Below are 15,262 nucleotides of genomic sequence, written 5' to 3' on the forward strand. Positions count from 1 at the left end.
ATGTTGATGGATGTTATTTACCGGCTAAATTTAAGAATACAGTTGACATTCCGGGTGATTGAACGCTTAAAATACTTTGCCCTTTCATGGTTTTTACCTGGATGGTAGCCCGGCCGTTATAGGCCTGCACTCTGCGCGAGCCTCCAGAGGTGCCTAAATCGTCCAATAATTCTCCATCGCCCGTTAATCTGAAGGTAATCCAGTTAATTGCATCGAGGCAGGGTATGCCTTTTTCATCCAGCAATTTGACTTGTGCCGTTGTGGTACCGTTTTGGCTGTTTACCTGTTCTAAAACCAGTTTTGCAGGCTTATTCCACTTTTCAGTTTGATAGTCCTGCTTAATTTCATCTGTAATGATAACGTTTCCTTTTTTGGCAATTACTTTAATTGCGTTGCTGCCTGCACTTAAAGGCACATCCCAGCGTAAACCTGCTGCCGGGAAATCCTGGCTGTTACGTTTTTTAGTGCCGTAGCTTTTACCGTTTACAAAAAGTTCGGCCTGGGTACAGTTGGAGTAAACTTTAATCTGCTTCTTTTCGCCGGCATTGCCCCAACGCGTCGGCCAAGTATGGCCGTAAATATGTGCCATGGGCTTATCTGTCCAATAGGATTGAAAGACGTAATATGACTCCTTCAGCGTCATATCGCGCGATACCACGCCTTTTTGATTAACGTAGGGGATAGGGTTATCGGGACGTAATGGAGTGGAAAAATCTTTAAACGTCCAGAATGCCGAACCGCTTAGCCACGGCATATTCTCCTGTTCTTTCAAATGCCAGTCGAACAAATTGCATATGTAAGTTTCGCTCCAGTCGCCATCTTTTGAGGCCAGCGGATCTTTGGTTTTGCCGGTTTTAGGATCAGTCGGTTGTGGCGTGTTCAAGTAAGTATCAGGGTTTTCGGCGTGTCGGCCTGCATGGCTGTCGCCGCCCCATTCGGCATGAAAAAAGCGGTTGTTCTTGTTAAATTCATCCTCGCTTATTTGCTTATAATCGGTGTATTTGGCCCTGTACCAGCCAGCCCAAATAGAGGGAGAGTATACATCAGGTATATCTTTGCAAAACTCGCACCGGCGTATGGAGGTCATGCGTGAGGGATCAAGTTTGTGGGCAAGGTCATTCTGCTCCTTCATGAATGTCCTGATTTTTTCTTTGTCAAACTCTGCAAAATCGCCTTCCCAATCGTTCTCATTACCCAAGCCCCATAAAATAATGGCAGGGTGGTTGTAGTGCTGCTCAATCATGTTGGTCATCATTTGCCGGGCTTGCTCCTGGTAGCCCGGCCCACCTAAACCGCCGCGACACCAGGGCTCTTCTTCCCAGGCCAAGATGCCCAAGCTATCGCATAGGTTTAACACAATGCGCGATTGTTGATAATGCCCCAGGCGGATAAAGTTAACACCCATATCTTTCATCAGCTGCATTTCCTGCCGCATCATGGCCTCGGTCATGGCAGCGCCTACACCTGCATGGTCTTCATGGCGGTGTGTGCCGCGAAGCCGTAGCCGTTTGCCGTTCAACATAAAAGGACCATGTGGCGTAAATTCGAAATTGCGAAAGCCGATTTTTTCAGTTTGTGTAAAGGTTTCGCCATTAGCTGTTGCCGTAATTTGCACCGTGTACAGGTAAGGCGAAGATGGCGACCATATTTTAGGCTTACCAACACGTAACTTGCTTAAACTATAAGTGCCCTGAAAGGCCGGGCTGCTTACCACGTATTTACCGCTACCTACCGTCTTACCCGCGGCATCTTTAACAACCACATTGCCCAAAGCGTTTTGTGCTTGAGTTAAGCCATCGAAAGTAGCTTTAACATCAATCCAGCCCTCTTTAAGGTCTTTACTTAATGTGGCTGCAGCAAATAGTTTATTGACGGATACCAGTGGTTGGTAAACCAGATTTACGTAACGGTACAGGCCACCATAAACGTTAAAGTCTGACATCTGGGAGGGGATGGTCTCCAGATCGCGGGAGTTATCGCAACGGATGGAAACAGGTACTTTGCCTTTAAACTGCTTTTGGAAAGCTTCTGTTTTTTTGAAAGCGGCTACCGCTTCGGTAATGTCGGCGGTCCACTCATCATAACCGCCTAAGTGCGATGTTACTTTGGTGGTGTACACGTAAACGTCGGTTTTTTGCCCGGCACCTTCAAAGTGCAGTAGCGTGCGACCATTGCCATATGGGTTAGCTATAGCAAGCTGTGTACGGTACCAGCCTGGTCCCTGGTAGTAGTTTACATCAGGGTCAACGGCATCGCGGGCATTAAAGCAATGGGGTAGGGTTACGTTTTGCCAAAGGGGAACACTTTCCGGGCCACCTGGTGGTACAGGCCTTACGGCTTCCCATATGCCGCCTAGATCCTGCCTTATGAATTCCCAGTTGCTGTTAAGGCGGGTGGTTTGCTGACTATAGCCGGTAATGGCCGTTATTAAAAAGGCCAGCGTGGTAATAAGCTTTTTGATCATATACTGATTCTGTTTCGGAGCAAAGTGCAGTCAAAATTGTGTTTTGCTGACTGCTTTACTGCTTACAATTGGTTGTTGTTGCAGTAAATTTATAACACAGCGATCAATATACATTAAGTTATTTTTCAACTTTTAGGAGCTGGTCAACAATTTAATACGCTTAATGAACAGGTATGAAAAAATGGATTTCTGATATGTAGCAGCATATTTTTACGTGTTTGCAATCTACATCAACTCAAACCATATACGGTTAGTGAGCAATCAATTTTTTACGAATATTTAAGCTTGAACATTAAGTAAACGCATGAAAGATGCAGTTAAGGAATGACAATATCGAGTGTTTGATAAGTATGAGCACTAAAATATCCCAAGGCATTATTACTTAAGTTAGATGGCGGGTTGCCCGGTGTAGTACCCCCGTTGGGTCCGCCACGGCGCTGCGAGCGCAGGGTAAACCAGTAATTGAAGATGTTCTTATCAATGCACTGAACTTCTACCGAAGCTAAGTCGCCCGATTTGACGTCTTCCGTTTCGTCATTATTGTCGTAAGGGTATAATTCTTCCTTAATAACGTTGCCATCGGTCAGGCGGTCGTCTTCCACGTAAATGCGGTTAGCTCCTTTGCCATTAATGCGCAGAATATAGCGGTACTGATTAGCAATGCCTTTAGGATCAGTGTAGTTAACAGCAATCAACTTGCGTTCTGTACTGCCAAAGGTAACCTTGCTCAGGCTCAGCGAATCGACAAGTACTGCTGCAGGCATTATCGAGGTGGCGGTGTAAGTGTTGTTATCTACCTTAACGGTTAAAGTGTAGGTGCGGCCAGTTTGCCCGCGTAAAGGACCAAAAGCGTAGTGCCCCCGCTGCATCTCGCTGAATTTATAGGTGTTGCCCAAATTGTCAGTCACCTGCACATCGGCACCGGTAACGCCCGGGTAGTTGTTAGTTTCTGTATAAGCTACTGACCGGCTGATGTCTACGTATTGTGTGCCGCGAATATTGGTAATATTTCCTTCTATAACTAACTGGGAAGCAGACGAATTTACCTCAATATCGATCACCTTTTGGCACGAGGTAAATGCCAAACAGACCAATACGATTGCAATATATATATTTATAAAATTCTTCATGATTTGCTCAAAAAACTTCATTAAAACTTAAAATTCAACGTTACCGACGGAATGATGCCAAACAGCGACGTTTGCACGGCTTCGGTGCGAGTTGGGTCCGACGCTACGTCCCTGAAATCTATAGAATAAGGGTTCTTCCGGTTCAGTGCATTGTACAACCCGAAAGACCAGCTCGAGTGAAAACGCTTGCCCGTATCTTTACCTTCAAGCGTAGCGCTTACATCCAAACGCGAGGTGTAAGGCAGGCGGTTGGCGTTGCGTTCGGTGTAAAAGTAGGTGGTATTGCCACCCACCTGGTACTTGCCCGCCGGGTAGGTTACGGCGTTACCTGTGTTGTAAATGTAGTTGCCGGATAGCGTCCAGCGTTTGCCCAGTTTGTAGATGGCAACCAAGGCAACATCATGCGTACGGTCTTGCCGGGCAGGGAAGTAGTTGCCGTTATTCAGCTCGTTAAACTTACGCTCAGTGCGCGATAGGGTGTAGCTTATCCAGCCGCTTAGCTTGCCCTTGGTTTTCTTGGCATAAAGCTCTAAACCGTAAGCGCGGCCATGGCCGAAGAGCAGTTCTGATTCTACGTTAGCGTTGGCTATAAGGCGGGCTGCGTTCTTGTACTCAATTTGGTTCTGCATGGTTTTGTAATACACCTCGCCCGAAAACTCGTAGGCGTTATCTTGTATATTCTTAAAATATCCAAGGGCCACCTGGTCGGCAATTTCGGGGCGGATGTTGTTACTGCTCATCACATACTGGTCTGTTGGCGAGCTTGAGCCCGAGTTAGACAGGATGTGGATGTTTTGCGTATTACGGTTGTACGAAGCCTTTACCGAGTTTTCATCATTGATGATGTAGCTGGCCGAAAAGCGCGGTTCAAGATTAAAATAATTGCTCACCGATTTGCCGCTGCCATAAGTAGCCGAGCTGGTTATATCGCCATTGGCGGCATAGGTATTAAAAGTGCCTGGTCCCAGTAAATTATATAAGCTTACCCTTAAGCCATAGAGCAGAGTGACACGCGGGTTAACTACATATTCATCAGAAATATACCCCGATGTTTCTAATCCATAACGGTTCTCGACAGATAGGGGGTTAAAACTCGAATTAGCACTCGTGCTGATATCGGATGGTGCTATGCGGTGATGCGTGCCCTGAATACCGAACCGCAGGGTGTGCTTATTACTGAAATATTGAAAGTCTTGTTTAAAGTTAATGTCACGAATAAGGGAGGTAAGCGTAAAATTGTTTACATCATCTATAAGCTTTACCGTGTAATTGTATTTGTTGTAAATGAGTGAGGTGTTGGAAAATAAGCGGCTGTTAAACACGTGGTTAAAGCGTAACGTTCCTGTTGTGTTTCCCCATGAATTATCAAACAGGTCTTTTATGCCTATGTTATCCTGGCCAAAATAGCCAGACAGGTAAATGGTGTTCTTATCATCGAACTTGTAATTCACCTTGGCGTTTAGGTCGTAAAAGTTAAGTGTATTGCCTCTGATGGAAGTGTCGGGGGCTGCTTTCAGCAAAAAGTCGATATACGTGCGTCGGGCGCTGATCATGAACGAGCTCTTGTCTTTAATAAGCGGACCTTCTACTTTCAGTCGCGAAGAAATAAGCCCCAAACCGCCTTGCATACTAAACTGCTTGTTGTTGCCATCGTCCATCTTTACGTCTAAAACCGACGATAATCTTCCGCCGTACTGCGCCGGCATGCCGCCTTTATAAAGGTCAACGTTTTTAATGGCATCGGCATTAAAGGTGGAGAAAAAGCCCAGCAGGTGAGAAGAATTATATACGGTTGCCTCGTCAAGCAAAATTAGGTTCTGATCGGATGCACCGCCGCGTACAAAGAAGCCGGTCGTGCCCTCTCCACCCGATTTTACGCCCGGTAGCAGCTGGATGGTCTTCAACACATCCTTTTCGCCAAAGAGTACCGGGATGTTGTCTAACAGTTTCATGTCCAGCCTTTCCACACCCATTTGCGGACTGCGCACATTCTCGTTCTTGCGCTCACCGGCCTTAACCACCACTTCCTGTAACTCTTTTCCGGCTTGCAAATCGGCATTAAGGTTGATGTTTTTATTGAGAACTATGGTTTGAACTACCGTTTTATAGCTTATATAACTTATAGTGAGCGTGTAAGTTCCCTCATTAGCACTAACCGCGTAAAAGCCGTAAGCGTTGGTAATAGCTCCTGCCTTTCCGGTAGCGCTTTCTAATCGTACAGAAGCCCCGATAAGTGTTTCGCCCGTGGCCGCATCTCTTACGCTTCCGCTTAAAGTAAAACGTTTTTGGGCCAACGCGGTTAAACTATGGAACAGTATAAAGAACAAAAAAATACAGTAAACAGGTTTAAATGACATGCTCGAGTTGTAGAACTGCCCAAAGGTAATAATTATGCGCAGATACGTTTTGCAGATCGGTACCACAAACTAAACAAGACGAACGCACTTTTATTGTAATATTGAGGTCGGTTTTATTTCTTATCAAATGGAACTTCATGTCATTTCGAGTGATAGCGAGAAATCTTGTTTGATGCAGCCGGTGACTAACCTGTATTTTTGAACAGGATCTCTCACTATCTTTCGGGATGACACCGTATTTTAGTAATTGTCAACATCAAAAGTCACATTAAAAATTATGAGAACTATTAAGAAAATACACCAGGCGGTATACTCGCCCATTGCCGATCTGGTTACTTACCGGGCGTTGCCCACCCAGTCGGTAGAGTACATTGATCCGTTTTTGTTTTTGAATCATCATGGCCCGCAGGTGTACGCGCCTCACAATAACGGTTTGCCTTTTGGTCCGCACCCGCACCGCGGTATGGAAACTGTGACCTTTATTTTAACCGGCGATATTGCCCATAAGGATAGCAGCGGCCACGAAAGCGTAATTAAAGCCGGCGGTATTCAATGGATGCGGGCGGGCAGCGGATTGATCCATGCCGAAATATCATCAGACGAATTTAAAGAGCAGGGCGGCGACCTTGAAATATTGCAGCTATGGGTAAACCTGCCTGCCAGTTTAAAAATGGCAGACCCATACTACATCGGTAAACAGGCGGAAGAAATTCCGGTGCTACAGTTTGACGAAGGCAAGGTAACCGCTAATCTCATTTCGGGCCAGTGGAAAGAAGTGAACGGCGCATTCGAATCATCTACTGGTATATTTTTGAGCACCATTGCATTTAAGCCGGATTCGGAAATAGAAGTAACTATCCCTGCTGCACACAACATTTTCTTTTACGTTATCAGCGGTGAGGTAAATGTGAACGGCACATCGGTACGTTCGCTACATCTGGCCGAGTTTAACAACGATGGTAATGACCTTATCATCAGCGCCAAAAACGATAGCGTTTTACTTTTAGGGCACGCCATGCCATTTAATGAGCCCGTAGTATCGCAAGGCCCATTCGTAATGAATACGCAACAGGAAATTACGCAGGCCTACCAGGATTACCGCATGGGTAAGTTTGGTACGTGGGAGGAGTAAGAGCATTAATGAGGATAATTGAAAATGTCATTGCGAGGAGCAATAGCGACGTGGCAATCACAAGGCTACAATATCGCGTGCGGTTGCCGCGCTGTCGCTCGCAATGACATGGTTTTTATGTTGTGAAATATACACGCTTTTATAGGCCTAAATATATTTCGATAATTAACTTAGTATTGCATAAAACGGCTCCCTCAAATGAAAACACCCCTGCTCGATTACCTGCTCTTTTTTAAACCCCGCCCGGGTTTCGTGGTAACGCCCATTATTATAGATATGAATGTGATCATATTTTTCCTGATGGTAATTGCAGGTTTGGGCTTTAATGAAATAAATGCAGCCGATTTGTTGGCTTTAGGCGGCAACTATCGCCCGTACACTATGGGCGGGCAGTGGTGGCGCTTGCTTACCAGTATATTTTTGCATGGCGGTATAGCGCATGTTGGGATGAATATGGTTTTCCTGCTGGTGATAGGATTGTTTTTAGAGCCCATGGTAGGATCGGGCAGGTATTTGGTGGCTTACCTTTTTACCGGTATTGCTGCCGGGGTAGGGAGTATGTTGTGGTATTCGGCCGTGAGTGTGGGCGCATCAGGGGCTATATTTGGTTTAATAGGTGTTTTTATTTCCATGCTTATTTCGCCCATTATTAACTGGAGCGCTGCCAAGATTGTGATAGGTATCGTGGTGGTATTTATAGTTTACTATTACCTGTATGGCTTTGCCAGCGGGATAGATAATGTGGCTCATATTGTTGGCCTTATTAGCGGCGTGTTCATCGGCTATCTGTTTTATCCGGCAGTTAAGCAACGCCGTGTGGCCAATCAAATACGGCATAAATACGGTTATTAATGTGGTAGTATCCACTTTTTCAAAGTTTTATCACGTTACAAAATAAAACCTTTAGTTAAAATTAAGGTTATATTCAAAACTCAGCAATACTTCTTTTTATGACATCTTCTCAGTACATGCCGGCTATGCCATTAAATAAAAAAACCATTGTAATAACCGGTGCAACCAGTGGCATTGGCCGCGCAACAGCCTTGGAGTTTGCCCGTTATGGTGCCAAGCTGGTACTGGCTGCCCGTCAAAAAGATGTATTGGATGAAATGGTTGACCTGTGCGACCGCCTGGGTGGAAAAGCTATTGCCGTGGTAACCGATGTTACCGAACCCGAAGAGGTTACCCAGTTGGCTAAGGCCGCCTGCGTTTTTGGTGGCAGTTTAGATGTTTGGGTAAACGTAGCGGGTATTGGCGCTTTAGGCGAGTTTACTACCATACCTATTGAAGTGCATAATCAGGTAATAAAAACTAATCTGTTGGGTTATATTAACGGCGCCCATGCCGCCATGACGCATTTTAAAAAGCAAAAACGAGGTATATTAATAAACTTAAATTCGGTAGGTGGCTTTGTGGCGTTCCCGTACTCGGTATCATACACGGCCAGCAAATTTGGTTTGCGTGGTTACTCAGAAGCTTTACGTGCCGAGTTGCATGATTGTCCGGGTATTTACATTTGTGATGTGTTTCCGGGCTTTGTAGATACGCCGGGACCAAGCCATGCCGGAAATTACACGGGCAAATTATTAAAGCCTGCACCGCCTGTAGTGCCCACCTACAAGGTTGCACATACGGTGGTATCGCTTGCACAGCGGCCTAAAGATTCGGTTACCTTGGGCAGCGCCGCGTATATGGCCCGCTTTAGCCAATGGGTATCGCCTAAACTTACCCGTTGGGCAACGGCCAAATTCATGATGCTGTATCTTAAAAATGCGGAGCCCGCCCCGGTTACCAATGGCAGCATATTTGAACCTACACGCGAGAATAATAAAATATCGGGCGGGTATACTTCTAAAAAAGTAAGCAACAAAAAAGCTGCTCGCTACGCAGGTGTGGTTGGCGTAATTGCCGGCACTTTGTACCTTCTCAAAAAACTGAAATAAATATCGAGTTGGGTTGTTAATGGTTTGCTTACCCTAGCTTAACGTTAATTTAACATTAATGTGGTTACCTTCGCTTAAAATGTACAAATGCTTGTGGGCAGTGTCATTTTTATAATTAATCGTGTAGCCGCTTATCTTATTTATACCTTTACGCCCAGATGAAAAATATACTCACCCGGTTCTTACCAGATAACGATAAAGTATTTTTTAACCTTTTTAACCGGGCAACATCTAACAGCGCTGCCATGGCCAAATTGCTTTTTGAAGCAGTTAGCGGCGACTGGGACCCTGAACATAAAACCGAATTTGCTCAAATAAGCCGTCTTAAAACTAACTCGAGCGATATAAAGAGACAGGTGTATGCCGTATCGGGCAAAGCCCTGGTATCTCCTTTTGAGCGTAACGATATGTATGCACTGGTTTCTGCCGTTAACGCCGTGTCTGACTATATAGATTCATCTGCACGCCGCATCAATTTATATTCTATCGATGTTATAACCCCATCTATCCACGAGTTGTGCCGCATTATTATGGAGGCTACCCAGCAACTTGAAAAATGTGTAAAAGCGTTGAGCAATATCAGCGAGCCCGATTTGATCACTCAATTGTGCAACGAGGTTAAGCAATTAGAACATAAGGCTGATGATATCTACGACGAAGCTTTTGCCCAGTTGAACGCCAAAGAAACCGATATTTTTCAACTCATTAAATACAGTGAAATATTGGGCGCTCTTGAACGTACTACCGACAGGTGCGAAGATGTTACCTACATTATCGAAAGTATCCTAATCAAGAACAGTTAATTAACTCTTCCATGTATTTTTGGGCGAGGTTGGCTTTTATCTCCATACTTCCTGCCCTGCAGCGATTTACCATTTGCGTAATAAGCCATGGTTAAGTTGATCATTCGGTTGTAAGTGCGTAAACCCTCGGGCTGGTTATTGATCTTTAAAAAGCGGTCATAAAAAAGGCTGCTAATGTAACCTATTTGGTTTTCGTAATGTTCCCAGTAATCCTGGTCTGCTTTGATATCGCTCTTAACGGCAGGTGATATGTTCGTCTTTAGCTGATGATATACCACGGTATCACGCCGGTAAACCTGGTGCATAAATTCTTCCATGGCCATAAAATAAGCTGAATATCTCAGCAAGCGGTCGTGCGATCGTTCTCCAGCTAAAAACCCTACAAAGTTAGCTTCATCTTCGCGCGCAAAACCCATTTGGTGTGCAATTTCATGGCAGGCTGTTACTGGTCTGTTTACTACGGGCATGGCATAATTAATTTGCGCCTCGCCGCTAAAAGGGTTAAAGTAGCCGGCCGTGCCCATATAATTAAGCAAGAAGGTAAATATAGAAGGTTTTACAGCAGGATAAATGCTCCGTAAAGCCTTATGCCGATGCGCCAATTGCCGCACAGCTTTTACCGCATTTTGATAAATAGCTTTATTGCTTTGGTTTTGCTGTGATGAAGTCAGTAGAGCCCGGTTGGCGTTGGTGCTGTCTATCAATAAGAGGGTAATGGTTTGCAGGCGTTCAAAAGTATAAGTGCTGTCTTGCAACGATAATATTTTGGCTGCCGGCGGCCTGAAATAGTTCATACCCCATAAAAGGTAAAAGGCAGCTATAAAAACCTGTATACCGATCACCAGTCTTAAACCAACTGAACCCGCCTGCCGATATTGCTTTCGAAAAAGCTGGCGAATGATCTTCCATAGAGATACTATGGCAACAATGATGATAGAGGTATAAAAAACATCGCCCAGGCTAAACGGAAGCCAGCCTAATAAAAGATGCCAAAGAAAGCTTATCCAGCGATACAAGCCGGTAGAGTAGTATCTCTCAGTAAAGTTGGGAAAATTGCCTGTAGTAAAAAGTAAAAGCAACAGTAAACACAAGCCGGCTATAACAAAGAGTAGTTTTTTTGTTGTTAACGTATTGCCCGGTGCGTACTTGTTCATGCAGCAAAGTAAACCGCATAAGCGTACATCTGCAATTTAAATGTAGATTATTAGAGAATGTAGCAATAAATTAATCTTCTTCTTTCAGTTCCTCCCAATAAACGGTTTCTAAAAACATGCCGTTGTTTACGGCTACCTGGGCTTTTATAATGTCAAGCTGTTCTTTAACCTTTTCTGGGTTAAGCGTTCCGTCTACAGAATAGTAATATATAATATTACCAGTTTTGCTGTTTACAAATTTATAGTGTTTCACCGGAGTTTCCATAGCTTAATGGTTTAAGTGAGCAACTGCTTAATAACAGTAACACATTAAATGCCTGTAAGTTCTAAAAGCGGTTTAGTTGCTAGGCTAATTTTGCAGGTCATGATTACTATTTTAACTAAGTTATAATGTTACCTATATCATTATTTTAACAATATAATTTAGTTAGTATAACTATTATATTAAAATTCCATCTTTGCCTTTAATTAGGCAATATGTTAAAAGGTTTGCAACGACGACGATTTTTATGGCCAGTGCTCATTTTTGCACTGGAACTGGCAGCCTATGCTCAAAATAAAGGCGACGATAAAAATTATGTTTCGGGCAAATTGCAAAGCGATCTGAATAAGGAAACTTCAGGTATTGCCGCTTCTACTGATCATCCAAATATCTTTTATATTCATAATGACAGCGGCGATACCAGCCGTTTTTTTGCCATAACACCTGATGGAAAACTGAAGGGTATATTTAATTATGCTGCAACCGGCGGCGGAACGCACGGTGTAAAAGACTGTGAGGATATAGCTGTTGGCGAGGGCCCGGAGGCTGGTAAAAGTTATGTTTACATGGGCGATATTGGTGATAATGCATCGAACAATCCACACATAACGGTTTACCGCATAGCCGAACCCCAAATACCAACCGATGCAAGCAACGCTCAAAACCTGAAAAGCGCACCCTTGTATTTAAAATACCCCGATGCACCCCGGGATGCCGAAACGCTGATGATAGACCCTGTTGAAAAGCTGCTGTACATTGTAACCAAGCGCGGCAGTGACGTAGGTGTTTATACAGCCCCGTTAAAGTTTAATGCAGGCCACACCGTTACACTCACCAAGCGCTGCGAGCTTCACTTCAGAGGTTTACAGCCATTTAAGTGGATAGTAAGCGGCGACATTAGCAAAGATGGTAGCCAAGTGATCTTGAAAAGTTACAGCCGCATTTATTACTGGAAACGCGAGGGTAACGAGCCCATTTGGCAAACGCTGCAACGCAAGCCCCGGCAGCCAGCTTACGAACAGGAAAGGTTAGGCGAGGCCGTAGGCTTTGCGCCTAATGGCAAGAGTTATTATACAGTAAGCGAGGGTGCAAAGCAACCTATATTCCACTACGCGGTACCTAAACCGTGAGTGATGTACATTGTCATAAAGCGGTAATCAATAGTTCTTGCGTGTCGCCTTATGGGCAGGCATGATTACCTTTGTTTAAATTCCATTAACAATGAAAGTACAAATTTGGTCGGATGTAATGTGCCCGTTCTGTTACATTGGCAAGCGCAGGTTTGAAGAAGCGTTAACCGCTTTTGGCCAGCAAGATAAAGTTGAAATTGAATGGAAAAGCTTTCAACTGAACCCGGCCTTAAAAACCGATACACAAATAAGCGTTTACCAATCTTTAGCCGATAGTAAAGGCTGGCAACTGGATTACGCCAAACAAGTAACCGGCCAGGTTGCAGAAATGGCATCACAGGTAGGGCTTGATTTTAACTTTGACCATGCAGTGGTGGCAAACAGTTTTAACGCACATCGTTTTAGCCATTTTGCCAAACGGCATAATTTAGGCGATGCTGCGGAAGAGCAATTGTTCATGGCTTATTTTACCGATGGCTTGAATATCGACGACCAGGACACACTGGTTGAATTAGGAATTAAAATAGGTTTAGATGCGAATGAAGTGCGCGAAATGCTGAATAATACGGAAGCATTCGCCGGTGAGGTTCGTCAGGACATCTCTGAAGCTGAGACTCTCGGCATTAGAGGGGTGCCATTCTTTGTAATGAACGACAAGTATGCCGTATCGGGTGCGCAGACTACTGATGTATTTCTAAATACACTAAATACAGCCTATCAGGAATGGGAGCAAGAAGAAGGCAACGGGTTCAGCGTAACCGAAGGGCCAAGCTGCGACGTTGACGGTAACTGTTAAACCATATATCTTATAAACAAAGAAAGGCCTGTATGCAAAATACAGGCCTTTCTTTGTTTATATCAGTTGCGTTATGCTACCATAGCGCTTGGGTCTTGTGTTTTAGCTGTGGGTGCGGTAATCTTAGTACCACGGTTTGAACGCGCAGTACGTGAAAACACAGATAGTTCGCGGTTAAACAAAAACTCGAACAACAGGCGGGTGTACGAAGTATGATAACCTAAGGTATCATAATGTCCACCTGCAAGAGCCTTAATTTTAGGCAGGTTGTTCCATGGCACTGATGGAAAATCGTGGTGCTCATTGTGGTAACCTACGTTAAGGTTGGTTAAGTTTAGGCGACCATAATAGCTTTTGGTTTCCTGCTCACCGTGGGTTAAGAAATGCTCCTGAATCCAGCGGGCACCAAGTGGGTGTAATCCTACTGAGAAGAAGAAGCTTAAAGCCAGGTAAAGTATGGCAGTCCAACCCAAGAAATAAACTACTGCGGCAGTAAATGCAATTTGAACTACCCAGTTAACCAATGTCCAGGAATCAAACAAGTTAATTTCTTTTAAACGGAATGGGCGCAGCGCCTGAAATATAGGATAGAACAACAACCACATGGCTTTACCAAATGAAGAATTATTGATCATTTTAGCTTCCCAATGGAAAGGCATATCGGCATCTAAAGCTTCAACACCCTGAAAAGAGTGGTGCTTTAAGTGATATTTTTGAAAAGAAACCGAACTTGGCAATAGGGTAGGCAGGTTAGCAAATATGCCCGACCAGGTATTGGCTACACGGTTTTTAAAGATCAAGTTGTGTGCACACTCATGTATACAAACGAACAACGAGTGGCAAGCAAATGCACCAATACCGTAAGCGGCAAGTGCTACCCAATACCAGGCTGCATCTTTAAGCAAATAGGCCGTAACCAATTGTACGCCTACGCATAATGCAATAACTAAGAAAGTGTAAGGGTTGCGACCAATAAGGTTGCGAATTTCGGGATGTAATTTAATGATAGTTTTAGTGCGGTCTTTATGCGGTTCGACCTCATCAGACCATCTGAAACTTTTTTTCTTCATACTTTATAGCTGTTACTTAGAGTAAATAAAGGTAAAACATTTTCTACGAAAATTATGACTTTTATGTTTAAGTAATGTAAAGTACAAAAAAAATCCTGCAAGTAGCACTTATAACGCTACCTGCAGGGATTTTTTTTCAAAGTTTCTATTTTATTAATTATCTATTTTTATCTCATTAACCTCATATGCAGGCGCGTTTTCGTGTGCATTTATCCATTCGCTTACGGTGTTGATCACTTGCTCATAACCCGGTTCAACGCAAATAAAATGACTTTTACCTGCAAATTTACGATAGGTTGTGCTGCTTATTTCATCTGTGTAAGCATTGGCGTTTTTTTCGCAAAGCTCATACGGAATTATTTGATCTTCTTCGCCAGCTATAAAAAGCAGTGGAACATGTGGCAGGTCAAGATCAACCTTGCCATCATCGCCCAGGCAATCACGCAATACGTTGCGGCTATCATTTGTGGCGGTTCTTTCAAATGGTTCTTTAACCTGTTCCAAAGAGAGTGTATTGGCAAAAGCTCCCTGAAATCCTTCCAGGTCCATTATAAATGGTTCATCACCTTTCAACGGGTTCATGATCAGGGCACTGTTTTTAGCGAAACCCCAATCGAGCGATATCATACCATTTGGCGCTACCGAACTTAAAGGCACGCCCAGTAAAGCCAGTCCTTCATTTACCAATATTTGTACAATTAAGCCTCCCACCGAATGACCAATTAAAATAGGTTTTTCGGTTTGGCTGGCTGCCAGTTGTCTGTATTTTTCGATAACCGTAGCCAACTTTAACTCACCTAAACCAGTGGGTGGATTAGCGCGCAAATCTGCAGGTTCGCCTTCGTGCAATGGCCACGATTCGGCTATGCAATTATAACCTTTGGCTCTAAAATATTCAACCCAAGGCTCCCAGCTTTTGGCATTCTGAAACATGCCATGAATAAAAATAATCGTTTTCATAAGTAGTTGTTAATATAAACTAACTACAAATGCCCGTGTATATTTGTTGAAAAGCATCTAC

13 protein-coding genes are annotated in these 15,262 nt (G+C 44.0%); 6 read left to right on the top strand and 7 right to left on the bottom strand.

Annotated elements, in window-relative coordinates; translation table 11 throughout:
* Positions 1 to 13: 13 nt before the first annotated feature.
* The 3 genes from IEV61_RS08785 to IEV61_RS08795 all read right to left on the bottom strand — a co-directional run bounded on the left by IEV61_RS08785 (position 14) and on the right by IEV61_RS08795 (position 5,951).
* Complete coding sequence (locus IEV61_RS08785; RefSeq protein ID WP_188415750.1) at positions 14 to 2,464, bottom strand: glycoside hydrolase family 2 TIM barrel-domain containing protein; 2,451 nt, start codon at positions 2,462 to 2,464, stop codon at positions 14 to 16.
* Positions 2,465 to 2,781: 317 nt separating this feature from the next.
* Positions 2,782 to 3,594 carry a DUF4249 domain-containing protein gene (locus IEV61_RS08790; protein WP_188415753.1) on the bottom strand — a complete coding sequence of 271 codons (813 nt, stop codon included), beginning with the start codon at positions 3,592 to 3,594 and terminating at the stop codon, positions 2,782 to 2,784.
* Positions 3,595 to 3,614: 20 nt separating this feature from the next.
* The gene (locus tag IEV61_RS08795) at positions 3,615 to 5,951 is read right to left on the bottom strand and encodes a TonB-dependent receptor (RefSeq protein WP_188415755.1); all 2,337 of its coding nucleotides are present in this window, start codon (positions 5,949 to 5,951) and stop codon (positions 3,615 to 3,617) included.
* 277 nt (positions 5,952 to 6,228) lie between these two features.
* Between IEV61_RS08795 and IEV61_RS08800 the strand changes: the two genes are divergently transcribed.
* The 4 genes from IEV61_RS08800 (at position 6,229) to IEV61_RS08815 (ending at position 9,829) form a co-directional block, all read left to right on the top strand.
* Positions 6,229 to 7,083 (top strand): pirin family protein, encoded by an 855-nt coding sequence (locus tag IEV61_RS08800; RefSeq protein WP_188415757.1) that lies wholly within the window; start codon positions 6,229 to 6,231, stop codon positions 7,081 to 7,083.
* A gap of 198 nt (positions 7,084 to 7,281) precedes the next feature.
* A complete protein-coding gene (locus IEV61_RS08805; RefSeq protein WP_188415759.1) occupies positions 7,282 to 7,935 on the top strand; it encodes a rhomboid family intramembrane serine protease in 654 nt (217 codons plus the stop codon).
* A gap of 98 nt (positions 7,936 to 8,033) precedes the next feature.
* A complete protein-coding gene (locus IEV61_RS08810; protein ID WP_188415760.1) occupies positions 8,034 to 9,026 on the top strand; it encodes an SDR family oxidoreductase in 993 nt (330 codons plus the stop codon).
* A 158-nt stretch (positions 9,027 to 9,184) separates the two neighbouring features.
* Positions 9,185 to 9,829 carry a DUF47 domain-containing protein gene (locus IEV61_RS08815; RefSeq protein ID WP_188415761.1) on the top strand — a complete coding sequence of 215 codons (645 nt, stop codon included), beginning with the start codon at positions 9,185 to 9,187 and terminating at the stop codon, positions 9,827 to 9,829.
* Here IEV61_RS08815 and IEV61_RS08820 read toward each other — a convergent pair.
* On the bottom strand, positions 9,826 to 10,983 hold the full coding sequence (locus IEV61_RS08820; RefSeq protein WP_188415762.1) for a DUF3810 domain-containing protein: 1,158 nt from the start codon (positions 10,981 to 10,983) through the stop codon (positions 9,826 to 9,828). The two genes, IEV61_RS08815 and IEV61_RS08820, sit on opposite strands and share 4 nt — an antisense overlap.
* A 70-nt stretch (positions 10,984 to 11,053) precedes the next feature.
* A complete protein-coding gene (locus IEV61_RS08825) occupies positions 11,054 to 11,248 on the bottom strand; it encodes a hypothetical protein (RefSeq protein WP_188415763.1) in 195 nt (64 codons plus the stop codon).
* Positions 11,249 to 11,460: 212 nt separating this feature from the next.
* Between IEV61_RS08825 and IEV61_RS08830 the strand changes: the two genes are divergently transcribed.
* Both IEV61_RS08830 and IEV61_RS08835 read left to right on the top strand, forming a co-directional pair.
* Positions 11,461 to 12,375, top strand: a complete 915-nt coding sequence (locus IEV61_RS08830; RefSeq protein ID WP_188415764.1) for a hypothetical protein — start codon at positions 11,461 to 11,463, stop codon at positions 12,373 to 12,375.
* Positions 12,376 to 12,466: 91 nt separating this feature from the next.
* Positions 12,467 to 13,171, top strand: a complete 705-nt coding sequence (locus IEV61_RS08835) for a DsbA family oxidoreductase (protein WP_188415765.1) — start codon at positions 12,467 to 12,469, stop codon at positions 13,169 to 13,171.
* A 71-nt stretch (positions 13,172 to 13,242) separates the two neighbouring features.
* On the opposite strand, the gene IEV61_RS08840 is transcribed toward IEV61_RS08835, so the two are convergent.
* Together IEV61_RS08840 and IEV61_RS08845 are read right to left on the bottom strand one after the other, a co-directional pair.
* Positions 13,243 to 14,241 carry a fatty acid desaturase gene (locus tag IEV61_RS08840; RefSeq protein WP_188415766.1) on the bottom strand — a complete coding sequence of 333 codons (999 nt, stop codon included), beginning with the start codon at positions 14,239 to 14,241 and terminating at the stop codon, positions 13,243 to 13,245.
* Between the two features lie 153 nt (positions 14,242 to 14,394).
* Positions 14,395 to 15,201, bottom strand: coding sequence for an alpha/beta hydrolase (locus IEV61_RS08845; protein WP_188415768.1), 807 nt, complete (start codon positions 15,199 to 15,201; stop codon positions 14,395 to 14,397).
* Positions 15,202 to 15,262 lie beyond the last annotated feature (61 nt).

The organism is Mucilaginibacter galii (assembly GCF_014635825.1).
In the GTDB taxonomy this organism is placed as follows: domain Bacteria; phylum Bacteroidota; class Bacteroidia; order Sphingobacteriales; family Sphingobacteriaceae; genus Mucilaginibacter; species Mucilaginibacter galii.